Raw genomic sequence first — 24,658 nt, forward strand, 5'->3', positions numbered from 1 at the left:
TGTTTATTGGTCTTTTAACGGAATGTTGCTAAGCTCGTTAATGGTATCTTTCTTATACGAAAAGACCCAAAGGCCAAGCCCGACGAAGAATAAAAAGAAGATCAGCAACGACAGTATCGGATAAATTTGCACGCCGGCAATGGTTTCGAGATTGTGTTTGATGGGTTCGAACATGGCTTTATTTTTTAGAGTGGTCTTTGACTTTAATATCGGTTCCGAGGCGTTGGATGTAGGCAATCAGTGCGACGATTTCACGCTCGTTCATCGGTACGAATTTTTCCCCTTTGGCTTCCGCCGATTTTTTGCTGTTTTCATAACTTTTGACAAAATCGGGATCGGCATGGAGGTTGTTCTCGATGGTTTTAGCCTGTTTGCGCAGGTTATTTTTCGCCTCGGCAATGTCTTTTTCCGTATATGGAACACCGAGTTTCTGCATCACGCGCATTTTATTTTCAAGGTTTGAAATGTCCATCGGTTTATTCGCAAACAGCCATTTGTAACCCGGCATGATCGATCCGGCAGAAATACTTTGCGGATCCCAGAAATGGTTGAAATGCCAGTTGTCATTGTATTTTTGCCCTACACGAAGCAAATCTGGGCCGGTTCTTTTTGATCCCCATAAAAACGGATGGTCGTAAACGAATTCTCCTGCTTTCGATTGCGGCCCGTAACGTTCGACTTCGCTCCTGAACGGGCGCACCATTTGAGAATGACAGCCTACGCAACCTTCCCGGATGTACAAATCACGGCCTTCAAGTTCCAGCGGAGAATACGGTTTCACACTTGCAATCGTCGGGATGTTCGATTTGACCATGATCGTTGGAACAATCTGGATGATGCCGCCAATTAAAATCGCAACAGTTGCCAAAATGGTCAGTTGAATTGGTTTTCTTTCGAGCCACGGATGGAATTTTTCGCCTTTGATTCTGCTTTTGCTGATCTTTTGCAATTCGGGCGCTTCTGCGAGTTCATCAGCAATTGCAGCATTTGCACGTACGGTTTTGATGACGTTATAAACCAGAATAAACATTCCGATGATGTACATCGTTCCGCCAATCATCCGCATCCAATACATTGGGATAATCTGTTGAACGGTTTCGAGGAAATTCCCGTAAGTCAGCGTGCCGTCAGGGTTGAACTGTTTCCACATCGAAGCCTGAACAAATCCGGCGACATACATCGGAAGCGTGTAAATAATAATTCCCAAAGTCCCGATCCAGAAATGCAGGTTTGCGAGTTTTGTCGAATACAATTGGCCTTTCGTCATGCGCGGAATCAGCCAGTAAATCATCCCAAAAGCCATGAAACCGTTCCAGCCAAGTGCGCCAACATGCACGTGTGCAATAATCCAATCGGTAAAGTGTGCAATGGCATTGACGTTTTTAAGCGACAGCATCGGACCTTCAAAAGTAGCCATTCCGTAAGCCGTAATTGCCACAACGAAAAATTTCAAAACCGGATCAACGCGCACTTTATCCCAAACACCACGGAGCGTTAACAATCCGTTGATCATTCCGCCCCAAGATGGCGCGATCAGCATAATTGAAAATACGACGCCTAAATTTTGCGCCCACGTTGGCAAAGCCGAATACAGCAAATGGTGCGGTCCTGCCCAGATGTAAATAAAAATCAGCGACCAGAAGTGAATAATAGACAAACGGTAAGAATACACCGGACGGTTTGCGGCTTTGGGAACAAAATAATACATCAATCCCAGAAATGGCGTCGTTAAGAAAAAAGCCACCGCATTGTGTCCGTACCACCATTGCACCAGCGCATCCTGGACTCCGGCATAAACCGAATAACTTTTCATTGCCGACACCGGCAATTCGATGCTGTTGAAAATATGCAATACGGCAACGGTCACAAAAGTCGCGAGGTAAAACCAGATTGCAACGTACAAATGGCGTTCGCGGCGGCGCAAAATCGTTCCGATCATATTGATTCCGAAAACCACCCAAATCAGGGCAATCGCAATGTCGATCGGCCATTCGAGTTCGGCGTATTCTTTTGACGAAGTGTAACCCATTGGCAACGAAATTGCGGCAGCAACAATGATCAACTGCCAGCCCCAAAAGTGCAGGTTGCTAAGGAAATCACTGAACATTCTGGCTTTAAGCAAACGCTGCAGCGAATAATAAATCCCGGCAAACATCGAGTTTCCTACAAATGCAAAAATGACCGCATTGGTATGCAACGGGCGCAACCGACCAAAACTCAGCCACGGAATGCCGTCGGTGATGTTCGGGAACAAGAACATGATAGCCAGCAAGAGCCCAACCGTCATTCCGACGACGCCGAAAACGATGGTTGCGTAAAGGAATTTCTTTACGATTTTGTTGTCATAATAAAACTGCTGCATTTCCATAAATTAAATCTGTTTTTGTTTGGTTTCTACTGGGTTTTCGGGTTTGGTGCGGAGCTCGTCGTCAAACAGCATCCGCACCGACGGCGTGTAATCATCATCGTATTGCCCGCTGCGCACCGCCCGGATGAAAGCGATGAAAAAGCCGATGGCGACACAGATGCTGATCGAGATCAAAAGATAAATGACACTCATGGTTTTATTTCTTTAACAAAGTTAGGGGTGCGGTTTTTCATAAAATATGATATTTATCATGCTTCAGATTTTGTTTGAATTTTTAGCTTTCTTGCATAAAAATTGCTCATGATCGTTACGAAACTTACAATCGAAACCGTGCTTAAAGGCATGATGATCGCGGCAACCAAAGGCTGTAAATTTCCGCTCAGGGCAAATGACAATCCGACGACATTATACAGCAATGACAATCCGAAACTCATTTTAATGACCAGCATCGCATTTTTCGAAAGCTGTAAAAAACTATTGATTTTCCGGAACTCCCCGGCATCGAGGATCGCATCGCAGGCCGGTGAAAAAACATTGACGTTTTCTGCTAATGAAATCCCGACGTTGCTTTGCGCCAACGCGCCGGCATCATTTAATCCGTCGCCGATCATCAGGACATTTTTGCCTTGCTTTTGCAGGTTTTCGATGAATTGCAGTTTCTGTTCGGGCATTTGGTTGAAAACCATTTGTGTTCCGGCGGGAAGCATTTTTTGAAGCAAGGGACGTTCGCCATCGTTATCGCCCGAAAGCAATTTGAGTTCGTAATTTTTTTTCAGTTCAGCAAACAATTCGCGCAGGCCGTTTCGGTATTCGTTGTTGAAAGTAAAATGCCCAAAATAATTTCCGTTGATGTCAATGTGAACCGAAGTTTTCAATGAATCTTTGCGCAACGGTTTCCCGATAAAATCGGCTGAGCCAATTGAAATGCTGTCACCATTGATTTTTGCTTCGATGCCTTTGCCCGAAATTTCGGCAAAAAATGCAACACGAAGCCTTTCTGCTTCCGGTAAAAAATCATACAACATGCGGCTCAGTGGATGGTTAGAACCTGAAAGCGTACTTTTAACCATCTCATTTTCAGACGCTGAAAAAGTTTTCCCTTCATAAGTGATATTTGACCTGCTACTGGTAGTAATCGTTCCGGTTTTGTCAAAAACGATCGTGTCTACTTTTGCCAGTTGTTCGATCACACAGGCATTTTTGAGGTAGCATTTTTGCCTGCCGAGTATCCGCAAAATATTACCCAATGTAAACGGTGCGGTCAACGCCAAAGCACACGGACAAGCCACTATCAATACGGCTGTGAATACATTAAAAGCAATGTTGATGTCAATTAAAATCCAATAGCCCAAACCTGAAAAAGCGATCAGCAGCAATGCCGGGGTGAAGTAGCGGCTGATGGTATCGGTAATCGATTTATAGTTGGCTGAAGTTTTTTTCTCGAAGATTTCATTGCTCCACAATTGCGTCAGGTAGCTTTGTGAAACGGGTTGCAGCACTTCCATTTCGATGGCATTTCCGAGTTGTTTTCCGCCAGCAAACAATTTATCACCTGATTTTTTGGAAACCGGGATCGCTTCGCCGGTGACGAAACTATAATCGATTGAAGCGTTTGAAGCAATCAAAATGCTGTCGGCCGGGATTAATTCCTGGTTTCTGATCAATAAACGGTCGCCTTTTTGGATTTCGTAAATCGGCACACTTTCTTCCAAACCATCCGTTTTTAATCGGGTCACAGCAACTGGGAAATACGATTTGTAGTCGCGTTCGAAACTTAAAAAACTGTAAGTTTTGATCTGGAACATTTTTCCAAGCAGCATGAAAAACACCAATCCGGTCAGGCTGTCGAAAAATCCGGAACCGTAATTGAAAAGCATGTCGATCGAGCTTCTGACAAACATCACCACAATTCCCAATGCAATCGGGATTTCGATATTGAGCATTTTCGCACGGATGCTTTTCCACGCGGCGACATAATAACCGCTTGCAGAATAGAAAAAACTCGGCAACGCCAACAGGAAAATCAGGCCGCGGAAAAAGTTTTTGTATTGGTCTAACCAGAATTCATTCACCTCGAAATATTCTGGAAAAGACAGCAGCATAATATTTCCGAAGCAAAAAAAAGCTACGCCAAGTTTGTACGTCAGGCTGCGGTTTGTTTTTATTTTTTGTGTGCCGTAATCGTCGAGGCTGATATACGGTTCGTATCCGATAGCGCACAACAAATCCACGATTTCCTTCAATGAAACAGACGAACTGTTGTAGGTGATCCTGACTTTTTTCTGATGAAAATCGACCTGCGAACTGACGATGTCTTTTTGCAACCGGTTTAAATTTTCGAGTATCCAAATGCAAGAACTGCAATGGATGTGCGGAATTTGCAACGAAATGATCTGTGTGTCGCCTTCATTGAAATCCAATAATTTTTCGACAATCTGCTCGTTTTCGAGAAAGTTGTATTTGCTTCCGCCCGATGGCGTTGCTCCAGGTGCATTTTCAAAATCGTAATAAGACATCAATCCGTTTTCGCTGAAAATCGCATACACCGTTTTACAGCCGTTGCAGCAAAAATGCCGCGCTTCAAATATGATTTCGTCTTTTACAATATCCAATCCACAATGGAAACAGTTGTTTGTATCCATAATCTGCTCATTTTACCTGGAGCAAAGTTGCGTTGGCTTAGCCAATAATAATATGATATTTATCATATAAAGTCCGTAAATTTGCCCCAGCAACAAAAGCTTTCGGCTATGAGTAAATGTGAACAATGCATCGTAAGGGAATTCAGCGCGCTTAAAGCATTGAATAAAGACGAACTCATCAGGATGTCGGAATGCAAAACTGCGAAAACCATTAAAAAAGGGGCGGTTATTTTTGAAGAAGGCCAGCATGTAAACGGTGTTTTTTGTATAAAAGATGGTGTTTGCAAAATGACCAAACTCAGTCCGAACGGGAAAGAGCAGATCGTGAAATTGGTAAAAAAAGGCGAATTGCTCGGGCAGCGCTCGATGATCAGTGACGAACCGGCCAATCTTTCTGCGGTGGCACTCGAAGACATGCAGGTGTGTTTTGTACCGAAAAGTGACCTCATCGGGTTTTTTAACCAGAACAATAAGTTCTCGATGAACATGATGAAAAGCATTTGCGGCGACCTTAAAGATGCCGACGATCTGATGGTTGACATGGCGCTTAAAACCGTCAAAGAAAGGCTGGCGCATACGTTGATTTACTTAGCCGATACTTTAGGGACGAATCCAGACCAAACCCTGAAACTGCAGCTGTCGCGTGAAGAACTGGCCAGCATGATCGGAACGGCGACGGAAAGCTGCATCCGGTTGTTGTCCGAATTTAAAAAACTCGGCTACATTGAATTGTCGGGTAAAAACATCAGCATTTCCAATAAAAAAGCGCTTCAGGCGGTTGCGAATCATTAACCCGGAATTTCTATTATCATCAAGGCGTTTCTATACTCGCGAAATGCCTGAAATATATCTTTTTTGATGTTGTGGAAGAACGCGGTTGGCGACAATATTTCTTCATAATAGGCAATTCCGTTTTCGAGGTTGCCCTTAAAATTTTTCCATTTCTTGATTTGTTGTGCGGTCGGAAAATCTGCGGAAGCGATCTCTTTTTTAAGGTAACCTACATACAAACCCAATTCTTTTACAAACACGTTTGGCCTCGAAGTTTTTCCAAGAATCGATTCATAGCCGTAAATGTGCCGCAGCATTTCTGATAGTGTCACTTCGCGGTTAAAATAAGCCATGTTTGGCCCTGGGCAAATGACAATGCCTTGCGCCTCGCCTTTGATTTCGATGTTGTTTTCGAGGTAGGAAGCGTTTGCCAAACCAACACAAAGACAGGCTTTATCGGTAATTTTTTGCTTCATTTCCTGAAATTGGATTGTTGTAAGATCACTTTTTTTAGATTCAAGTTCCCTGATCATCACCGACTGGTATTTTCGCGACGCCGTACAAATCCCTTTTGGATCAACTGCTGTATTGAGCGCCAGCAGTTTTTTAGGGCATGAGCTTCCGGCTTTATTGTGGCTGATCCGGCTTTGTTTCAACCCTTCATTTGTCGTGCCTTTAACCGTGTTGAACGGAACGCCCAATGGGGAAATGTTGCTGGTATAGAAATCGTTTTCTGTGGCTTCGGCCAATAATTTCCGGGTTTGTTGGTCTGTGGACGTAGCTTCGGGAACCAACAGAAACGGCGAACCCCAGCCGACGGAATCCATCTGGTAATAATCAATCAAAAAACGATGCTCTTCAGATGTCCCGATTCCGCCCTGAGCGGTGATTTTCAATTCAAATGGTTGTGGCGGAATTGGCCATTCTTTTTGCTGAAACGCCCTGCAAAGCAGATCAAATCCTATTGCGATCAGTTCGCTTTTGCGCTGCCTGAATTCTTCGAGCACCGGGCCGAGCAGCAAACCTTCGGTTGCGAAAGCATGCCCGCCGCAATTGAGCCCGGATTCAATGCGGTATTCAGAAATCCAGATGCCTTTTTTTGCCAGGAAACTGCCCTGGATCATTGCCGAACGGAAATCGCTGACTTTAAGGATTATCTTTTTTCTGATTTGCCCGGATCCATCCGGAAAAAAATCAGGAAATTCTGTAATGTAATTGTAAAGCGACGGATTCATTCCGGCTGATAAAACTACCGAAGATTGCAAATTGCTATTCGCAAATCCGCGCAAAGCGGCATGTGCGTCATTAAATTCAATAGGCAAAGGCGTGTTTTTGGCGTAATTTGTTTTGTCGACTTTGGTCATGATGTTGACATCGATCGCACCGGGTTTCAGGTTTTCTAAAATCAGCTGCCGGAAAGTTTCTTTGCAAGTATTTTCATCCGATAACAACTGCCGGAATTTTTGCCGGATCGCAGATTTTGGCAGCATGTATACAAATTGAGACAGGGTTTTGTGATTGCTCCCGGCTTCTTTACAGAAATCATCAAACTTCCGGGTAACGATATTTTGTACGAGATTCAGGTAAGCCGTAATGCGTTTGGCGCGGCAATCAAAGCTGTTTTGTGAAATTTCCGAGTAATCGAATTCGAATTTACGGGAGTAGAATGCCCGCATTTTTTCGGCGAGTTCGTCATCTACAATGGAAATGACCGAATCAATTCCGAATTGTGCAACCCGAATCGGGGAATCGATCGTATAAGCCAATCCCATGACCGGAATGTGAAAATTGTGCAGCTTGCTCATTTATGAAAGTATTAAGCTGCAAATTTTGGAAAATTGGCGCACTTAAAACCTGATAAATGTCATGTTGGGCAAAGAACTTTGTTTTTTAATGCACCGTACTGAAAATTTTAAAAGAGGCTTTCAGGAAATTCCGGATGCTGGTAAAAACTAAGGCTTTCGTTGATTTCGTCTGCATGGCGGTATATGTCTGTTAAATTTTCAATACGGTTGCGGGACTCCACCTTATTTTTCGTCACGATTCCGAGGTACTGCCTTCTCTTATTGTTCAGGTAAAGCCTGCAAATGGTTTGGTAGCGGTCGCCGTTAAGCAATACCGCCAGGTAGCCTTTCATTCGCTTGTAACTTATTTTTTCGGGTTCCAGTCGTGGTGCCAGGATGTCCCGCACGATGTTGGTGGCTACTTCGGCTTCAAGTTCTTCCATGATATTGCAGGGTTAATCGTATAGCGTTGTGTCGTTACGACAATGGTAAAGGTATGCGCTGTCGAAGCGCGTATTTTATAGGATTCTTTCAAAATGTTTCCGGATCTCCGATAAATGACAGTTTAGTAAATAATTGACTTCGCCCAATTGCATACAAAACGAAACATGCTGATCTGAGTGTTTAAAGTTGGATTTGAAGCAGAAAAAAATATTTGATAGTGGTAAATTTGAAAAATAAAACTGTTATTTTACGTTGCAAAAACAAGGCTTCCAATAAATTTTAAACGCAACCTATCAATTGGCATTTTTAAAAAGACAAATACATTTTGTGGCATCATTAAAAAGAAAAGTATTCCTTGGCCTTGTCTTATTTATTTTTTTGGATTTTATCATTATCGTACTTGAACCTTTTGATACTGATCAATTCGAGGCGGATCACAGGTTTTTGCTCCTTTCTGGTTATGGCTTCTTTGTTTTTGTTGTGTTTGTCATCCAAAGCTGTATTGAAAACCGCTGGTATTCAAAGGCTGGTAAAGTCTGGCTGGTTTCCCATGAATTTATTTCTACTATAATCTTTTGCCTGTTCTCAGGTACGGTGCTTTATTTATACAATACTTTGATTGTCAATCTGGCAAGCTGTTCCATAGGAACATATTCTCGTTTTTTATGCGTTACTGTCGCCGGAATGGTTCCTGTTTTTGTACCCTCAATGCTTTATCTGAGACAGAAACTCGGTGAACGGATTGTTCCGTCCTCAAGCAATTCGATCCGGTTGACTGGAGAAAACAAGAATGAGGTGCTAAGCCTCGAAAAAGAAGACTTGTTATACATCAAGGCTGTCGAAAATTACATTGAGATTTGTTATGTGGATCAGGGCAAAAGCATCAGATCCAAAACATTCAGGCAAACACTTTCAAACGTATGTGAACAATTGCCTTTTTTGGAAAAATGCCACCGATCTTATTTGGTCAATACAAACGCTATTGTATTTATTTCAGGCAATTCACAAAGCGCCAGGATTTCTTTTAGGGTTGGTGAAAAAGAAATTCCGCTATCAAAGACCTATTATAAGCATATCAAAGACCGCGTATTTTAGTTTTTAAGAAAAAGGGCGCAAGAAGCCTATCTACTTGTCAAAAAAACAAATCGTTTCGTCAAAATTACTTGAATGGCAAAGGATTTCGCATTTACTTTGACAACTCATTTAAATCATTCCATGTATGAACCACTGCAAAAAAATGAAATCCACCATCCTGAATTTCGCGCTGATTTTACTTTTTAATGTTTCTTTTGCCCAAAACAATCCAACTCATTTTAAAAGCGACATCGATTTTGGAAACGGAACCGTATTTTCAACTTTTCTGGATGTTACTATTGGCCAGGACCAGTTTGTTATAACCTCTCCTAAAAATGCCGATGTCCGCGTCATGGGTGGCAAAGCCAAACTGGGAAGGATCTTAGGAAAATCACCTAAAAAAGGAATTATCATCACTATTAAAGGGCAGCAAAAAAAGGACAGTTTGTTTGGCGAGACCAAGATACCCATGGTTGGCAAATTAAAGTTTAAAGGAATTGTAAAAAACACAACCCTGAGTGGTGAATTTCTGAATGGTGACGGTATATCCATTGGAACACTGCATGGCGTAAATTCTTCGGAGGACAAGATCAGTTATCAAAACCTTTATCCGCTGCTGATGAAGACCGTACAGGAAAATATTTACGCTAAAGCCGCGCTGCAAAATAAAGACTGGCAAAAATTCGAAAAGCAAATTAAAGCCCTGTGTAATGATGCCCACGACGATATTGAATTGTATTTAGGCTTTAACATATTGGCGCAAAAACTTCCGTTTACCCATTTGACTTTAGCGATTTTGCAGGAAGCTGCTGGCGATGAGAATGCGCCGGGCATACAGAAATCGGTTGTTTTTGAAGAAAAAAACAGCACTACTGCCTATCTGCAGGTTAAGAATTTTAGCACCTCTGGAACCGAACTGGAGGAAATTTTACCTAAGATAGTAGCCAATCCGGCTTATAAAAACCTCATCATTGATTTGCGGAACAATGGCGGTGGCGGGATCAGCCCTGCATTTGCACTCGCAAAATACGTTACAACTGAAGATCTGGAAGTGGGTTATTTCCTCACAAATAAGTTATCCTATTCCGGTTACCAGCCCGAATTATTTAAAACGCTTCCTGAACTACAGCCCAAAGGCACTAAAGAGTTTGGTGATGAATTAAGAAGATCGCCCGGCGTGAAGCTTATATTTAAAAAACCGGCCAATCCTGTATTCACCGGAAACCTCTATGTTTTGGAAAACGGCAGGACCGGGAGTACCTGCGAGCCGATCGTTTATTTGCTTAAAAACCGCAAAAAAGCCACGATCATAGGGGAAAGAAGCTATGGCGGCATGCTCGCTGCATCTCCTTTTACTGTTTCCGGAAAATACATGCTTATGGTACCCATTGCCGATTTCTACACTTATGACGGTATTCGTTTGGATAAGGTTGGTGTAGAGCCGGATATTGCCGTTAAATCGGATGACGCTTTGAATAAGGCGCTGGAAATTATAAATAGCGGTAAAAAATAATGTAGGAAGTTTTGAGATCGCCGACATTTTTATACAAAATGGCCAGCCGTGAAAGTGTCCCAACCCACCTGTCATGATAATTTATATTTATTTTAATCAATGCATTTGATCGCATCCTATGGATATATAACTCACTGAATTGCAAAAGGCCATAAATTTTATTAACATTTATTTAGTATTTGTACAAACTATAAAAAAAAAGCATATTTTTACCCGACTTAAAACCAGACAAAGGCGTTTTTAAATGAAAATAAAACTACTTTTTACCCCTTTTTTATACTTGTTTATTGCGGCTGCATCATACGGCCAGACTACGCAGATCAGGGGCTTTTTAGATGTGACAGGAGCTTATAACAAAAAGGCTACCTTTGGGTTTGGCGAGCAGGATTTATACATTACTTCTGCGATCAGTGACCGGATTTCATTCCTTGGGGAAACGGTTTTTAAATACGATTCAGAAGCGCATTCCGAATTTGCGATCAGCATTGAAAGGGTGATTATTACCTACAACCTCAAAGACAACCACAACCTTGTGCTGGGTAAAATCCATACCCCGCTGAATTATTGGAACGATACTTACCACCACGGTAGGGTTTTATTCCCTACGATCGACCGACCACTGCTTTTTTCACAGAATATCATTCCGCTGCACACCCTTGGTGCCGGTTTTGAAGGCCGCAACCTGGGAAGAATGAAATTTGGCTACAACCTGTTTGTGGGCAACGGGCTGGGTTCTTCAGAAGTTGAGGACAACGATAGGGCCAAATCGGTTACTGCGGCTGTTCACATCAAACCTGCTGACAGGCTAAGGCTCGGACTGTCTTACTATTACGACGTCATTTCTGCCGGTGCCGACGTGCACGGGATGGATGTCGACCACCGCGTCAACCAGCATTTAATTTCGGCATCAGTTGCCCGGTTCGGAAAAAAGTTTGAATTGCTTACGGAAGCGACTACTGCACTAAACCATACGGATACGACGGGTACAAAGACCACACTCGCCGGATACATTTATGCCGGGTATAAAATAAAAGAAAAATATGTTCCGTACGTACGCTACGACAACATCCAGTATCAAAATGGGGAAATGTACTATAATAAAAATAACAAACAGTCTTTTGTGGCCGGGTTTCGTTATGAAATCAATTACCTGGCTGTAGTCAAGCTCGAATACCAGCACATCGACAATGAATTTGGCGTTAATGTAGATAAAGTAACCGCTCAATTCGCTATTGGTTTTTAATATGAAAAGGACAACACTCATATCCGTATTCACAGGCAAAAACGCTTTTATCCAATACAGCTTCCTGATCGCATGCCTACTTTTTACATTGGCAGGCAATGCCCAGCAGGCGACACTGACTGCCATCGGGAATGTTTCGGGCGCACCTGCCGAGATGAAACAATCGGAACTCAAGTCGGTTTTAATGGGCGAAACACAACGCTGGAAAAATGGCAAACGTGTGGTGATCGCGCTGATGAAAACAAACACCCCATTGGGCAAAACCACTTCGTCAAAGATTTACGACATGACCGGTGATGAGCTCAATAAATACTGGCTGTCATTGGTTTTTCAGGGAAAATCACAAGCACCTGTCTTTTTTACATCGGTCAGTGAACTCCAGAATTTTGTTGCGCAAAACCCAGGTGCAATCGGTATTATCGACAAACCAATGGCAGTTAATGATGTCCGGTCGGTGATGATTGACGGAAAACCTTCTTTCTAGAGGGCGTTCCTGATTCGTCATTGGTTCTCTGAATATTGCTCATTATAATAAATTACAGATGCTCTTCAACCTCAAAACCAAGATTTGGCTTACGATCTGCTCCATTGTACTGATCTACTCGTTCTTTACACTATATTACTTTCCACAGCAGCAAGGCACCTTATTGGTTAATAATTATGAAAATGAAGTCCAGAACCTGGCCAATACCGTTGCGCTCGGCGTCAAAATCGCAATCAACGAGCAAAACTTTGAAGGCGTGCAAACGGCCATGGAATTTGTAAAAGGAGATCCGCGGCTGCAATTTATCAGCATGGTACAATCCGATACCGTGTGGAATGCAAGTCGTGACAAATTCAAAATCAAGCAAACCGTATTCAAGACTTTCCCCGAAAAAGAGCACCTGAGCCCCAACATTTCTTCAAATGATTCCCTGATCGTTAAAAAGGCGCCGTTCTCGACGGGCATGCTGTCGGGTTCGATCATGCTCGGTTTCAATACCAAAGGCATCGAGGCCAGTAAAGCACGAATTAAAATTACGTCGGTCATTGTCAGTGGCATCGTGCTGCTCTTCGGAATTCTGCTCGGCTTCTGGCTTGCCAAAAATATTTCGGTACCCGTGCTTGCGCTACGCGATGCAGCTCGAAAAGTGGGCGAAGGCGACTTAAACCAAAAAATCAAACGCATCCACCGGGATGAAATTGGCCAGCTTGAAAAAGCATTCAACAAAATGATTGACGACCTGGATAAGACCAGAAGTGACCTCAACGAAAAAAATGTTGTGCTGTCTGCCACGAATGAAACCCTTAGCGACACATTGGTCCAATTAAAAACAACGCATGCACAGCTGATCCAATCGGAAAAAATGGCATCTTTGGGAGAACTCACTGCCGGCATCGCGCATGAGATCCAGAACCCATTGAACTTTGTCAACAATTTTTCGGAAGTCAGCATCGAGCTTATCGCAGAAATCCTTGAAGAAAAAGCCAAAGCCCCAACAGCACGCGATGAAGCGCTCGAAGCGGAGCTTTTGGAAGACATTTCAAACAATCTTGAAAAAATAGCACACCACGGCAAGCGCGCCGATGGCATTGTCAAAGGCATGCTCCAGCATTCGCGCAGCAGCTCGGGCATAAAGGAGCCGTTTGATGTCAATGCCTTGGCAGATGAATACCTGCGCCTCGCCTACCACGGTTTGCGGGCAAAAGACAAAAGCTTCAACGCCGATCTGAAGACCAATTTCGAAGCGGCACTTCCAAAGGCCATGATGATCCCGCAGGACGTAGGCCGGGTATTGCTGAATTTGTTTACCAATGCCTTTTATGCCACACGGCAAAAGCAGCTTTCCGACAGCAACTTCAGGCCCGTACTCGAAGTCACTACGCGGCAAATCCCAAATGCAGTTGAAATTGTCGTAAAAGACAATGGTACTGGCATTCCCGATGCGATCAAAGACAAGATCCTACAGCCATTCTTTACAACCAAACCAACAGGCGAAGGTACCGGATTGGGTTTAAGCCTCAGTTACGATATCGTGGTCAAAGAGCACGGAGGGACGATTGCCATTGACAGCAAAGAAGGCGAATACAGCATCTTTACGATCACGCTTCCAAACGGGCAGAAAAGTAATTCATAACTATTTTTAAAACAGGCAGGAATCACTACATTAGCAAAACGCAAAAATCAGGAACCAACACAGTAAAGCCAGCGAAGCACATGAAAATATTGGTAGTAGATGACGAAGCCGACGTAGAATCCTTGTTTTTACAGCGCTTCCGCAAAGAAATCAGGAGTGGGGAAATTGAATTTGATTTTGCCCTTTCCGGGGAAGCAGCGCTTTCGTATTTGGGCGCACACCATTCGGAAGTAATCCTGATCCTGTCGGATATCAACATGCCCGGCATGAGTGGCATCGAACTGCTTTCAAAAATCCGGACCGCTTTTAGTGCACCACCACCCATGGTGATGATGGTTACGGCTTATGGTGATGAAGAAAACCACCGGCAGGCCATTGCCAATGGCGCGAACGACTTCCTGACCAAACCGCTCGATTTTGCATTGTTAAAAGACAAACTTAAACACCTTTCCCTATAATGGCCAAGATATTGGTAGTTGATGATGAACCGGATTTGGAAATCCTGATGAAGCAAAAATTCCGTAAAAAAATACGCGAAGGCGCTTACGAATTCGTTTTCGCACAGAATGGCGAAGAAGCGCTGCAAAAAGTGATGGAGCACCCGGATCTCGACCTGATCCTGAGTGATATCAACATGCCGGTGATGGACGGGCTCACGCTGCTCACACGCCTTCCTGAAGCCAATCCTGCATTGAAAGCGGTCGTGGTTTCGGCTTATGGCGACATGCAGAACATCCGCTCGGCGATGAACAAAGGCGCTTTCGACTTTGTATGCAAGCCTGTAGATTTCGACGATCTTGACCTTACAATAGAGAAAACCATTTTATACGTACAACAGATCCAGCAAACCATACAGGCCATCAAGGAAAACAACATCCTCAAAATGTATGTCGATGAGAATGTGCTGAACTTTATGGCGCATAAGGAGTTTGAAACCAGCCTTTTAAAGAATGAAATGCTTGATGCAACGGTAATTTTTCTGGACGTATGCGGATTTACGGCAATCACCGAAAAGATTCCCGCCAATACGGTAGTCACGTTGCTAAATTCGATATTTGATACGATCGTTGCCGAGATCATCCTGCAAAATGGTCATGTCGATAAGTTCATGGGCGATGCCGTGATGGCCGTGTTCCGTGGCGAATTCCACCTCGACCGTGCCATTGATGCGGCACTTGCGATCCGCGATAAGCTTTCCCGTGCCGAAGAATTGGTTTTCGGAGACATTACTTTTAAACCTGAAATATCTATCGGCATCAATTCGGGCGAAATGGTTTCGGGAAATATCGGATCGGAATCATTGAAACGGCTCGATTATACCGTCATTGGCGATGTGGTCAACCTGTCTCAAAGGCTGCAATCGGTTGCTAAACCCGGACAGATCCTTATTACCGAGGAAACCTTCCATAAGGCAAAAGAATCTTTCAGCTGTTTGCCCGCGGGTGAATTTACGCTGAAGAACAAAGCGAAGGTTGTCGTAACTTATGAAGTAACCGAATAAATTTTAATGACGTGCTTTCCTGCTTAATACGCCGCCTGCGGTTTCCTTGATCACATTCGTGAATACGAATGCTTTCGGGTCAAGGTCGTGAACAATATTCTTGAGTTTCCGCAATTCGAGGCGGGTAACCACAGTAAAAACAATGTCGCAAGGTGCGCTGATGTTGAAACTGTCTTTTAAGAAACCGCGTTCGCCTTTGTAAACGGTGATGCCACGTCCAAGCCGCATCACGAGCTCTTCCTTGATCAGTTCACTTTGGCCAGAGATAATGGTTACCCCAGTAAATTCTTCAATCCCTTCAACAACGAAATTGATCGCGCGTGATGCGCTGTAATAGGTCAGTATGGAATATAATGCCGTTGGCAATCCCAGCTTCACCGCGGCAATCAGGAAAATGACAATGTTGATGCCCAGGATGATCTCGCTGATCGTAAAACTCACGCGTTTTCCGGTGTACAAGGCCAGTACTTCTACTCCATCAAGCGCATATCCGCCGCGCATGGCCATTCCGATCCCGATTCCCATAAAGGCACCGCCAAAGATAGACACCAGCAATTTATCGGAAGTGATTTGCGGATAAGGGACAAACAGCAGGCACAGGGCCAGCCCGACAATCCCTAGAAGCGTTTTGAAAGCAAACTTTTTATTGACCTGAAAGGCGGCCATCAGCACCAACGGCATATTGACCACCACAATGACATAACCAATATTCCAATGGTAAAGTTCGTGCAGTAACAGCGAAACCCCCGTGACACCGCCATCAAAGAAATGATTCGGGATCAGGAAACCTTTGAGCGCAAATCCGCAAAAAAGGATCCCGATAGTCACATACATCACATCGATGAGGCCGTATTTGATCAGCTGTTCTTTCATTTTATATTTTGTTATTGGACAACAATTGGTTTAAATGCGACTGTTTTTTCTCATTCCTCAAACTTTGGGCGGTGGCCGTAAAATAATGGTGGTTTTGGAGAAATTGTACCTGTAATGCATCCCAGTCGATTTCATTGGCAATAATCCCGGCCGCCTGCAATTCCCGGTAGAGCCTGTTCCCGATCTCGAAAAAATCATCCCTTCCCAGGTAATCCAGATCGGCATCACAAATGATCTGCTCCAATAAAGAATGCGGCTGTTGCGGCAATTTGGTCGCCATAATAATCCCGCAAATGGTGTCGATATCCGCCTCAGCATAATTAAATCCAGGCAAAGTCGCGCGAACGATGTTGCAAGAGATGTCCTCATGATTTTCCCGCTGGTGCAGGTAGCCAGAATCGTGGTATAGTGCAGCTAAGAGTAGCAACCTGGTATCGGCTGTGGTAACGCTTTCTTTTTCTGCAAGGAATTTTGATGTGTCGTATACATCCATGGTATGGTCAATGGAATGATAATACAGATCGGGCGCTAAATCACGCTTCAGCATTTTTAAGATAAATTGTGATTCCGGTAGTTGGAGCATAAAGCAAATATTACCGGCTAAAATAGTAATTTTTAGGTAATTGTAGCGGCTATGAACTGATTTGACCGTATTTTTTTATTTGCACCTGCACAAGCCGGCAGAAAGCTTGCTTTGTCTGTGCCCAATAATTGTATGGAATAGCGTTGCAATTTGACTCATAAAACCCAAAACCACACCCTCTATACAGAAGTACTGACAGACAGCACCGGGCAGCGTGTTTTTATCGACCGCTACGCAGCAGAAAATACTGCCAAACCGATTGCTAACAATAGCCGCGAACCCATTCATTAAATTATTCCATCAATAAAACTTTGGGCTATATCTTCGGTACAGCCCGAAGTATGACTGAAAGGCCAATGCATCGCATTGGTCAACAAAAGACCCTGCCAATGCGTTCTTCACCATGGCCGGAAAATAGCAACCGCGCCATCGAGGCCTTTTTGGGAAGCACCGCGTGACGGCCCTCCATCAATGCAGGCTCACCACGCGGTGGATCTGCCAAATGCCATCTTTCAAACGCCAGAAAATCATAAATTTACTGGGATGGCTTTCGCCCTGCTCTGCTGTATTTACAAAACTGTGGTAACCAATCTCAACAGCCCCATAATTGGGAATGGAATATACTTCGATGCTGCCTTTGGTTAATTTCCGGGTCACCTTTCCACAGATGTTTTTATGGATGGATTCAATGAGTTCCTTTTTTGATGTGGTGAGTCCGCCGCGGTCGTGGTAAAACTCGATATCATCGGCAGTGAGTTCGGTCATTTTGTCGAGCTTGCAATGGTTGTAGGTATCAAAATACAGGCTGTCTAAAGTTGTGATGGTCTTGTAGAGCGGTTCATCTGCGGGTACATACGGCTTCGGAGTGTAGCGTTCAGCGGATGCCTGTGCCTGTCCGGCTGTTCCAAATAAAAGCAGGCTGCCGAAAATAAACGTGAAGATTGATTTTTTACACCCGCTTGGACAATTGTTGTTTTGGAAGTCATGACCCGGGCCAGAAAGGTGAACGGATGAAATAATCTTTGATTTCATGATGATTGATTTATGTGTTAGTACAGCAGAAACACCTTTTGTTACAATCCGGCTGAAGCCAAAATACCTATACTAAAGAATCCGGGATTTGCCTGAATAAAAAAATCCCCTTTGCATGCAGCAACAGGGGATTTTTAAGCTTTTTATTCAACCGGGATGACCGCTAGACTTTTACGGCTTCAATAGTGCAATGCAGTTTCCAAGTTTCATTATCTGTCGAGATTTCGCGTCTTTCGGTATAGCTTTGATTATCGGACGCGAAATGAATGTTGATGCGTTCCCGATTTCCGGTGATTTGCCAGTCGTTTCCGCAAACTTTCACTTTGTAATGGCGCACATAACCGGCATCGTCAAAATTGGTCAGGTACAGGTGCTTTTTTACGGCATGATAGCCCATAATGCATACCCCTTTAGACGTTTCAGCGCCAAACAGCATGTTCCAATCCCCTGAAAGGAAATGCCCACCGGGAACCCAGTCATACCTTTCAGTACCGTTGATCCTGCATCGGTCGCTGCCGGAATCAGCGCTGTCGGCACCACACAGTTCCCATTGTCCTGCAAGCATCGACAGCAGTTTCATTTCTTCCTGCGGAAGCGTTTCGGGGCACTTATGAAGTTTTTCATTTGCTGCATTGGTAACGAGCTGCATGCGGCGGACTTCTATCTTTTCTGACAATGTGGGCGTTTTGACTAGCCTGTGTACAACCGTCATTTCTTCTTTGTCAGGCATTGTAAAAGTTGTAGTTTGAAAATTTTTCGTGTGGCTGTAACTTGTTTTCAGGAATTCCATAAGTAGGTTTATAATAGGTTGGGACTGTAAAGGTATCTGAAGCCTGCCAGCCGATGTTACATCCATAACCTTTAATGTTGCAGCATTAGATTAAAATGCTGTTATTATGCAATTTAGCATTTGCCTCTTTAATATTCCTGACGTTTTTTGGTGCCGTTCGACATTAAAAGACCTGAACTTGCAAATTTCAAAACATAAGAAATATGACTACCTATTGAAACAACAAAGCCCCTTCTAAAAAGCGGGGCTTTGCAGTATTATTTTCAAAAAGATTAACGCCAACCCAGTGCCGGTGCGATGTATTTCAATATTGCCGAAAGCACATGGACATTGTAGTCAACGCCCAAAGTGTTGGGTATGGTCAGCAGCAGCGTATCGGCTTCCCGGATCGCTTCGTCCTGAGCCAGTTCTGCGATGAGCTTATCGGGTTCGGCTGCATAACTCTTTCCGAAGATGGCCCGTTTATCACTTTCAATATAACCAAAACTGTCGGCTCCTCTGCCCTGCTGTCCAAAGTATTGCCTGTCCTGATCGGTGACCAGCGGAAAGATCGAGCGGCTTACAGAAACCCTTGCTTCACGCTGGTGCCCTGCCTTTTTCCATGCTTCTTTATACAGCCTGATTTGCTCGGCCTGCTGGATGTGGAAAGGTTTGCCATTCTCGTCATATTTCAGTGTAGAACTTTGCAGGTACATCCCTTTTTCGGCTGCCCAGACAGCGGTAGCATTTGATGCTGCACCCCACCAGATCCGCTCCCTCAGTCCTTTGGAATGCGGTTCGAGGCGCAACAGGCCTGGCGGATTTGGAAACATCGGGTTCGGGTTTGGCTGTGCAAATCCGACACCATTCAGCCTTTCGAGAAACTCCAAAGCTTTGTTGCGTCCCATGTCTGCATCTGTTTCACCTGCTTTAGGTTCGTAACCAAAATGGCGCCACCCTTCAATGACCTGTTCCGGTGATCCCCTGCTGATCCCCAATTGCAAACGCCCGCCCGAGATCAGGTCGGCCGCACCTGCATCTTCCACCATATATAGTGGGTTTTCATACCGCATATCGATGACTCCCGTTCCAATCTCTATTTTGTTTGTCTTGGCGCCAATAGCCGAAAGCAAAGGAAATGGTGACGCCAGTTGACTCGCAAAATGGTGTACGCGGAAATACGCGCCATTCAAACCGATTTCCTCGGCAGCAACGGCCAGATCTATTGACTGGAGCAGCGTATCGCCTGCCGTACGCGCCTGATAGGAAGGATGGTCAGCCCAATGCCCAAAAGATAAAAATCCTATTTTCTTCATAGTTTCGCTATATTAATACAATTCAAAGATACGCATCATTATCGATTGCCTTTCCATAGAAACTGTTTCTCTTTTGTTAAGATTTTCCATATCTTGACGTTGCGGAGAAAGCCTGAAAGCATAAGGCAGATAGGCTGTAACACTGGCATTTATTGTAGAAATGAGGCCGGCCAGTGCAACATGTATTGTTGTAGCATTTCTTTTGATATCTTTATACATTTGAAGAAAACAGCGAATCCTTAGATGCATCCGAAATATCATTTACAAAAAATCCTGCTGTTTATTTTTTTGCTGCTTGCCCATCACGCTGTCAAGGCTCAGGATCATGTAAAATCAACCTGCGACAGCCTGATCAGATCGGGAATCGACGCGCTTGAAAAAAACAACCATACCCAATCCCTGGAATTGCTTTTCAAGGCGCATACGCTTGCTAAAAAAAATGCGCTCGACAGCCAGGAATTTCTTGCATTGAACAATATCGGAACCAATTATTTACGGCTTTCCGAAAATGGTGAAGCCCTGAATTACTTTTTAGAGGCCTACAATATTGCTGTTAGAAAACTGGCGCCAGGCGAGGAGATCAAGGCTTTGAACAATATCGCTATCATTTACTTCAAAGAAAAAAAATACAACCAGGCCAAAAGTTATTTCACAAGAGTCTACAACACCGCAAAAAAAATCAAGGACAACAATACCGCCACCACCGCTGCAATCAATTTGGGTACACTTGCCGTGGAAACTAAAAATATCGGACTTGCCAAGACCTATTACAATGAAGCAATACTTCTCGCCATTAACAAGCCGGAATATGCAAATCTTGCGAAGGGCGGGCTTGCCAACTGCTATTTGCTGGAAGGCCACACAAAAGCTGCACGTCAATTGGCGCAACACATTTTGGAAATTACGGGTAATCCCGAATATTATAATATTGAAACTGAGTTGCTGCTGATTATTGCAAAATCATACGTTAAGGAAAACAATCCAGATATGGCATTGGTTTATGTCAACAAAGTATTCGACAAAAAACCGAACCTCGAAACAAAAACGACACTTTTCACGCAGCTTTCAGAAATCAGTTTAAAGAAAAACCGACCGGACCTTGCCCTGATGTACAAAGATTCGCTTTACAATACCACGGCCAGATTCAATGAAATCAACGACAAAAGGCTGTTTGAAAACAGCAAAGTCAAATTTGAACTCCAGAAATACAAAAACCAATATGCGCTGAATGAAACGAAACTGGCCAATGAACGGAAAATATTTTATTATATGCTGCTGTTCGTCATCATCATCATCGGTTTTATATTATGGACCGCCAGGAACTTGTCGCTGAAACTCAAACAAAAAAAGCTGATCGCCGAACGCAACGAACACATTCTCGCCCTGGAACTCGAAAAAGAAAAAAGCGAATCGTTGCTGCTCGAAAAGCAATTCAACGAAGAAAAAGCCATTTCAGACCTCGTGCAGGAGAAATTAAAAAATGAAGTGGAACTCAAAAACCGGAAATTGTCTGCAAAAGCATTGTATTTAACCGGAAGAAATGAAATCATCGAGGAAATCCTGTCTGAACTGCAAGCCTTGCCACAAGTCGCAAATGACAAACCGCTGAAAGCACAAATGAAGTCCCTAAAAAACCAGTTGAAATCTGACAAAGAATGGGATCGTTTCATCACGCATTTCGAAGAAGTCAACCAGGGATTTTTAACCGTCTTAAAAATGAAGCACACCAACCTGACGGTAAATGACATCCGGTACATCTCTTATATTTACATGAATTTGAGCACGAAAGAGATCGCTTCGATGCTGAACATTACCCCGGAGTCGTGCAGAAAACGCAAAGAACGCATTTTGGCGAAACTCGGACTTTCAAAAGAGACTAATGTCTATCATTACCTGGCGTCGCTTTAAAATCAGGCGCCTGCAACATTTATTTTATGGTTTTGTCACGTTTTGTCACGCCCGATTTTCAGGTTTGGGTTTGGCTTGGCCTACATTTGAAGAAATATTAAACCACAAAACCATGAAAAAAACTATTTTGTTATTGTTGCTTCTTTTCGGATTTGTTTTCAGTTCATCCGGACAGGCGAGTTTGTGTGAAGATGCAGTGCCTGTTTCCCTGCCCTATTCAACCACAGACGATACCGCCAATTATGGAAACGAATACCACGGAACGCCCGGCGATTTTTCAAGCTGCGGCACGCCAAATACTTTCCTGAACGGCAATGATGTCGTTTATGCGTATACAGCAGACTTCGATGGAGCCATCCATTTGGATTTGTCAACCGAATCTTCTTTTGTAGGGTTGTTTGTTTATGGCAGTTGTTCTGATATCGGGCAAAACTGCCTCGCAGCCGCTGTTATGGAAGACATCAACAGTGCAGGCTACCTTTCTATTGAAGCGTTTCCGGTGACCACTGGCCAGACGTATTATTTCGTCATTTCCTCATGGCCTGCACCGCAAACAGTCGCGTATCATTTAAACATTGCCGCAAACACCTGTACCAATGCAACGGCGACCTATACCGTACATTCAGATTGTGGCCTTGCAGACCAATTTTTGGTAGCGGTAGCTGTGGTAGACCTGGGCTCTGCCACCTCGTTGACAATCACGAACAGTGTTGATACGAACAGCCAAAGCATTGCGGCTCCCGGCATCGTTACTTTTGGTCCGTATGCCAATGGAACGCCCGTAAGTTTTACAATTGCCAATGACCAGGATGCCAATTGTTTTATTACCAGTGCCCCGCAAAACCAAACCATTTGTGCACCAGCGAACAATTTTTGCTCCGATGCGGTCGATCTGGCACTTGAAACGTCGCCTTTGAATGGAACCACCATCGGGGCCACCAACCAGAACAATACGAGCTGCGCCACAAACCGCGCAGCCGGAGATGTGTATTATTCGATGCTGGTTCCGAATACGTATACGCTTACCATCGGCATGACCGCCACCGATTATGATGCAATGGCAACATTGTTTTTCGGAAGCTGCGACAACCAGATTGAACTGACATGTTTCGATGACGAAAGCACCGTGTACAATTATGTGAACAATACCGGAACCGACCAGACCTTCTATTGGGTGCAGGACGGATTTAACGGAAACAGTGGCAATTTTACATTGGCATGGAATTTAAGCAGCTGCGTGACTCCGGACGCGATTTACACGGTCGTTCCTGACTGCGCCAATGGCGAACAGTTTCTGGTCACCGCCGATGTTTTTAGTTTGGGCTCTGCCGCTTCGGTGACCGTTACAGACGACCAGGAAAGTACGCCTCAAAACCTAACCGCGACAGGACAGGTGCAGTTTGGCCCTTATCCAAACAATACTTTAGTGACTTTCACCGTGACCAATGATGATGAAACAAGTTGTTTTTTAGTTGGCCAGCCTGTGACGCAGGAAGTTTGCCCGCCGACTTGTACGAATGCGGCTGTAAATTTCAATCCCTTTTTTAACTGCCCAAACACAAATGGCTATTATGTAAATGCCGAAGTAACCGATCTGGGCACGGCAACCAGCATTGCTTTGTCTGACGATCAGGGAAGTGCTTCGCAGAGCATCACAGCGACAGGTACGTACCAATTTGGCCCTTACGCAGATTATACGCCGGTTTTGTTTACCGTTTCGGATGAAGGAGATGGGGATTGTGTCATGACTTACAACATCCAATCTTTTAGCAACTGCCCGTCGGCAAATGACGACTGTGCTGCTGCAATCACACTGATTCCGGGAAATGATATGGACGCCGGTTCACTGCTGACTACAAACCATGGCGCAAGCCCAAGCCCTGAATTGCCACGACCGACTTGTGCGTATGCCTTTTTCGGAAATTTCGGTAAAGATGTCTGGTATACCGTGGCAGTACCTGCTTCCGGAAATCTTACGATCGGAACCGGCCCGGCAAATGCAGAAACATTGAATTTATCAGACACCGCCCTGCAATTGTATTCCGGGGATTGCGCTGCCCTCACTCCGATTGAATGCAGCGGAAGTGGCAGTGACAATATGAATACGTTTGCATCTGTAACGCTAACAGGAAGAACACCGGGAGAAATACTTTACATCAGGGCTTATGGAACCTGGGGCACGCAAGGTGCGTTTGTCATTTCGGCTTATGATGCCAGCCTGGCCAGTACCGATTTTGACTATGCGGGGCTTGTTTCTTATCCAAATCCGGTGAAAGACATCCTGAACCTGTCGTATTTCAAAACCATTACTACCGTCAGGGTTTTCAATTTATTAGGGCAGGAAGTCATGGCAAAAGCTGTGAATGAAAAACAGTCCGGAATTGACATGTCCACTTTGCCGGAAGGCACTTACCTGGTTAAAATTTTTGCTGGCAGCCAGACAAAAACAATCAAGGTTATCAAAGCTTAAATCAGTTATTCTTATTTAAAAGCTGTCCGGTTGGGCAGCTTTTTTTGTTTTGTGAAGAGCTATCTGTCATCTCTAGGCCAGCATCAGTAAATGACCGCTGCGCCGGTAAAATTGATTTCCATTTGCCTGTCATGCCACTGCGCCAATAGACACCATTTGTTTTACTTTCCTTTTGGTATTTTTTACTGTTGTTCACAAAAAAGCCGTTTTTGCAAACGAAACCAAAACAACTCCAAAACAAATGCCTTAA

23 protein-coding genes are annotated in these 24,658 nt (G+C 44.1%); 11 read left to right on the forward strand and 12 right to left on the reverse strand.

The window, feature by feature from the left end; genetic code table 11:
- Positions 1-3: 3 nt before the first annotated feature.
- Genes BLS32_RS10040 through BLS32_RS10055 form a run of 4 tightly spaced genes read right to left on the reverse strand, consistent with a single transcriptional unit; the run spans position 4 to position 5,010 of the window.
- Positions 4-174, reverse strand: coding sequence for a CcoQ/FixQ family Cbb3-type cytochrome c oxidase assembly chaperone (locus BLS32_RS10040; RefSeq protein WP_091395000.1), 171 nt, complete (start codon positions 172-174; stop codon positions 4-6).
- Between the two features lie 4 nt (positions 175-178).
- On the reverse strand, positions 179-2,368 hold the full coding sequence (ccoN, locus tag BLS32_RS10045) for a cytochrome-c oxidase, cbb3-type subunit I (protein ID WP_091395002.1): 2,190 nt from the start codon (positions 2,366-2,368) through the stop codon (positions 179-181).
- A 3-nt stretch (positions 2,369-2,371) separates the two neighbouring features.
- Positions 2,372-2,560 carry a cbb3-type cytochrome oxidase assembly protein CcoS gene (gene ccoS / locus BLS32_RS10050; protein ID WP_091395004.1) on the reverse strand — a complete coding sequence of 63 codons (189 nt, stop codon included), beginning with the start codon at positions 2,558-2,560 and terminating at the stop codon, positions 2,372-2,374.
- A gap of 56 nt (positions 2,561-2,616) precedes the next feature.
- Positions 2,617-5,010, reverse strand: a complete 2,394-nt coding sequence (locus BLS32_RS10055) for a heavy metal translocating P-type ATPase (protein WP_091395006.1) — start codon at positions 5,008-5,010, stop codon at positions 2,617-2,619.
- Between the two features lie 108 nt (positions 5,011-5,118).
- On the opposite strand from BLS32_RS10055, the gene BLS32_RS10060 reads away from it, so the two are divergent.
- Positions 5,119-5,802 carry a Crp/Fnr family transcriptional regulator gene (locus tag BLS32_RS10060; protein ID WP_091395008.1) on the forward strand — a complete coding sequence of 228 codons (684 nt, stop codon included), beginning with the start codon at positions 5,119-5,121 and terminating at the stop codon, positions 5,800-5,802.
- On the opposite strand, the gene BLS32_RS10065 is transcribed toward BLS32_RS10060, so the two are convergent.
- A complete protein-coding gene (locus BLS32_RS10065; protein ID WP_091395010.1) occupies positions 5,799-7,586 on the reverse strand; it encodes a hypothetical protein in 1,788 nt (595 codons plus the stop codon). The genes BLS32_RS10060 and BLS32_RS10065 overlap by 4 nt on opposite strands.
- A 107-nt stretch (positions 7,587-7,693) precedes the next feature.
- Complete coding sequence (locus tag BLS32_RS10070) at positions 7,694-8,008, reverse strand: hypothetical protein (RefSeq protein ID WP_091395012.1); 315 nt, start codon at positions 8,006-8,008, stop codon at positions 7,694-7,696.
- A gap of 328 nt (positions 8,009-8,336) precedes the next feature.
- Between BLS32_RS10070 and BLS32_RS10075 the strand changes: the two genes are divergently transcribed.
- From BLS32_RS10075 to BLS32_RS10105, 7 genes are all read left to right on the forward strand, one after another.
- The gene (locus BLS32_RS10075) at positions 8,337-9,104 is read left to right on the forward strand and encodes a LytTR family DNA-binding domain-containing protein (RefSeq protein WP_091395014.1); all 768 of its coding nucleotides are present in this window, start codon (positions 8,337-8,339) and stop codon (positions 9,102-9,104) included.
- 142 nt (positions 9,105-9,246) lie between these two features.
- Positions 9,247-10,596 (forward strand): S41 family peptidase, encoded by a 1,350-nt coding sequence (locus BLS32_RS10080; protein ID WP_170227598.1) that lies wholly within the window; start codon positions 9,247-9,249, stop codon positions 10,594-10,596.
- 244 nt (positions 10,597-10,840) lie between these two features.
- Positions 10,841-11,839, forward strand: coding sequence for a hypothetical protein (locus BLS32_RS10085; protein WP_091395018.1), 999 nt, complete (start codon positions 10,841-10,843; stop codon positions 11,837-11,839).
- Position 11,840: 1 nt separating this feature from the next.
- Positions 11,841-12,323, forward strand: coding sequence for a hypothetical protein (locus BLS32_RS10090; protein ID WP_091395020.1), 483 nt, complete (start codon positions 11,841-11,843; stop codon positions 12,321-12,323).
- Positions 12,324-12,381: 58 nt separating this feature from the next.
- Positions 12,382-13,956: a sensor histidine kinase gene (locus BLS32_RS10095; protein ID WP_217639562.1), complete on the forward strand. Its 1,575-nt coding sequence runs from the start codon at positions 12,382-12,384 to the stop codon at positions 13,954-13,956.
- Positions 13,957-14,036: 80 nt separating this feature from the next.
- Positions 14,037-14,414 carry a response regulator gene (locus tag BLS32_RS10100; protein ID WP_091395022.1) on the forward strand — a complete coding sequence of 126 codons (378 nt, stop codon included), beginning with the start codon at positions 14,037-14,039 and terminating at the stop codon, positions 14,412-14,414.
- On the forward strand, positions 14,414-15,457 hold the full coding sequence (locus tag BLS32_RS10105) for an adenylate/guanylate cyclase domain-containing protein (RefSeq protein WP_174799824.1): 1,044 nt from the start codon (positions 14,414-14,416) through the stop codon (positions 15,455-15,457). The genes BLS32_RS10100 and BLS32_RS10105 overlap by 1 nt, the downstream gene beginning before the upstream one ends.
- Positions 15,458-15,460: 3 nt before the next feature.
- Here the strand turns inward: BLS32_RS10105 and BLS32_RS10110 are convergent, their stop codons facing one another.
- Together BLS32_RS10110 and BLS32_RS10115 are read right to left on the reverse strand one after the other, a co-directional pair.
- Positions 15,461-16,330, reverse strand: coding sequence for a YitT family protein (locus BLS32_RS10110; protein WP_091395025.1), 870 nt, complete (start codon positions 16,328-16,330; stop codon positions 15,461-15,463).
- A gap of 1 nt (position 16,331) precedes the next feature.
- Complete coding sequence (locus BLS32_RS10115; RefSeq protein ID WP_091395028.1) at positions 16,332-16,913, reverse strand: HD domain-containing protein; 582 nt, start codon at positions 16,911-16,913, stop codon at positions 16,332-16,334.
- Between the two features lie 150 nt (positions 16,914-17,063).
- On the opposite strand from BLS32_RS10115, the gene BLS32_RS18625 reads away from it, so the two are divergent.
- The gene (locus tag BLS32_RS18625) at positions 17,064-17,204 is read left to right on the forward strand and encodes a hypothetical protein (RefSeq protein ID WP_170227599.1); all 141 of its coding nucleotides are present in this window, start codon (positions 17,064-17,066) and stop codon (positions 17,202-17,204) included.
- Between the two features lie 177 nt (positions 17,205-17,381).
- Here the strand turns inward: BLS32_RS18625 and BLS32_RS10120 are convergent, their stop codons facing one another.
- The 3 genes from BLS32_RS10120 to BLS32_RS10130 form a co-directional block, all read right to left on the reverse strand.
- Complete coding sequence (locus tag BLS32_RS10120; RefSeq protein ID WP_091395030.1) at positions 17,382-17,945, reverse strand: nuclear transport factor 2 family protein; 564 nt, start codon at positions 17,943-17,945, stop codon at positions 17,382-17,384.
- Positions 17,946-18,108: 163 nt separating this feature from the next.
- Positions 18,109-18,735 carry a DUF1579 family protein gene (locus BLS32_RS10125; protein WP_170227600.1) on the reverse strand — a complete coding sequence of 209 codons (627 nt, stop codon included), beginning with the start codon at positions 18,733-18,735 and terminating at the stop codon, positions 18,109-18,111.
- A gap of 272 nt (positions 18,736-19,007) precedes the next feature.
- Complete coding sequence (locus BLS32_RS10130) at positions 19,008-20,030, reverse strand: LLM class flavin-dependent oxidoreductase (RefSeq protein WP_091395036.1); 1,023 nt, start codon at positions 20,028-20,030, stop codon at positions 19,008-19,010.
- Positions 20,031-20,273: 243 nt separating this feature from the next.
- Between BLS32_RS10130 and BLS32_RS10140 the strand changes: the two genes are divergently transcribed.
- Together BLS32_RS10140 and BLS32_RS10145 are read left to right on the forward strand one after the other, a co-directional pair.
- Complete coding sequence (locus tag BLS32_RS10140) at positions 20,274-21,938, forward strand: tetratricopeptide repeat protein (protein ID WP_091395041.1); 1,665 nt, start codon at positions 20,274-20,276, stop codon at positions 21,936-21,938.
- Between the two features lie 112 nt (positions 21,939-22,050).
- Entirely contained in the window at positions 22,051-24,408 is a 2,358-nt protein-coding gene (locus BLS32_RS10145; RefSeq protein ID WP_170227601.1) for a T9SS type A sorting domain-containing protein, read from the forward strand.
- A 1-nt stretch (position 24,409) separates the two neighbouring features.
- On the opposite strand, the gene BLS32_RS10150 is transcribed toward BLS32_RS10145, so the two are convergent.
- A complete protein-coding gene (locus BLS32_RS10150; RefSeq protein ID WP_091395045.1) occupies positions 24,410-24,604 on the reverse strand; it encodes a hypothetical protein in 195 nt (64 codons plus the stop codon).
- Positions 24,605-24,658: the final 54 nt, after the last annotated feature.

The sequence above is a fragment of the Flavobacterium noncentrifugens genome (genome assembly GCF_900100375.1).
Classification (GTDB): domain Bacteria; phylum Bacteroidota; class Bacteroidia; order Flavobacteriales; family Flavobacteriaceae; genus Flavobacterium; species Flavobacterium noncentrifugens.

Coding starts and splice junctions, on each gene's coding strand:
- BLS32_RS10040 (WP_091395000.1), bottom strand. CDS start 174: ATGTTCGAACCCATCAAACACAATCTCGAAACCATTGCCGGCGTGCAA.
- ccoN (WP_091395002.1), bottom strand. CDS start 2,368: ATGGAAATGCAGCAGTTTTATTATGACAACAAAATCGTAAAGAAATTC.
- ccoS (WP_091395004.1), bottom strand. CDS start 2,560: ATGAGTGTCATTTATCTTTTGATCTCGATCAGCATCTGTGTCGCCATC.
- BLS32_RS10055 (WP_091395006.1), bottom strand. CDS start 5,010: ATGGATACAAACAACTGTTTCCATTGTGGATTGGATATTGTAAAAGAC.
- BLS32_RS10060 (WP_091395008.1), top strand. CDS start 5,119: ATGAGTAAATGTGAACAATGCATCGTAAGGGAATTCAGCGCGCTTAAA.
- BLS32_RS10065 (WP_091395010.1), bottom strand. CDS start 7,586: ATGAGCAAGCTGCACAATTTTCACATTCCGGTCATGGGATTGGCTTAT.
- BLS32_RS10070 (WP_091395012.1), bottom strand. CDS start 8,008: ATGGAAGAACTTGAAGCCGAAGTAGCCACCAACATCGTGCGGGACATC.
- BLS32_RS10080 (WP_170227598.1), top strand. CDS start 9,247: ATGAAATCCACCATCCTGAATTTCGCGCTGATTTTACTTTTTAATGTT.
- BLS32_RS10085 (WP_091395018.1), top strand. CDS start 10,841: ATGAAAATAAAACTACTTTTTACCCCTTTTTTATACTTGTTTATTGCG.
- BLS32_RS10090 (WP_091395020.1), top strand. CDS start 11,841: ATGAAAAGGACAACACTCATATCCGTATTCACAGGCAAAAACGCTTTT.
- BLS32_RS10095 (WP_217639562.1), top strand. CDS start 12,382: ATGCTCTTCAACCTCAAAACCAAGATTTGGCTTACGATCTGCTCCATT.
- BLS32_RS10100 (WP_091395022.1), top strand. CDS start 14,037: ATGAAAATATTGGTAGTAGATGACGAAGCCGACGTAGAATCCTTGTTT.
- BLS32_RS10105 (WP_174799824.1), top strand. CDS start 14,414: ATGGCCAAGATATTGGTAGTTGATGATGAACCGGATTTGGAAATCCTG.
- BLS32_RS10110 (WP_091395025.1), bottom strand. CDS start 16,330: ATGAAAGAACAGCTGATCAAATACGGCCTCATCGATGTGATGTATGTG.
- BLS32_RS10115 (WP_091395028.1), bottom strand. CDS start 16,913: ATGCTCCAACTACCGGAATCACAATTTATCTTAAAAATGCTGAAGCGT.
- BLS32_RS10120 (WP_091395030.1), bottom strand. CDS start 17,945: ATGAAATCAAAGATTATTTCATCCGTTCACCTTTCTGGCCCGGGTCAT.
- BLS32_RS10125 (WP_170227600.1), bottom strand. CDS start 18,735: ATGGAATTCCTGAAAACAAGTTACAGCCACACGAAAAATTTTCAAACT.
- BLS32_RS10130 (WP_091395036.1), bottom strand. CDS start 20,030: ATGAAGAAAATAGGATTTTTATCTTTTGGGCATTGGGCTGACCATCCT.
- BLS32_RS10140 (WP_091395041.1), top strand. CDS start 20,274: ATGCATCCGAAATATCATTTACAAAAAATCCTGCTGTTTATTTTTTTG.
- BLS32_RS10145 (WP_170227601.1), top strand. CDS start 22,051: ATGAAAAAAACTATTTTGTTATTGTTGCTTCTTTTCGGATTTGTTTTC.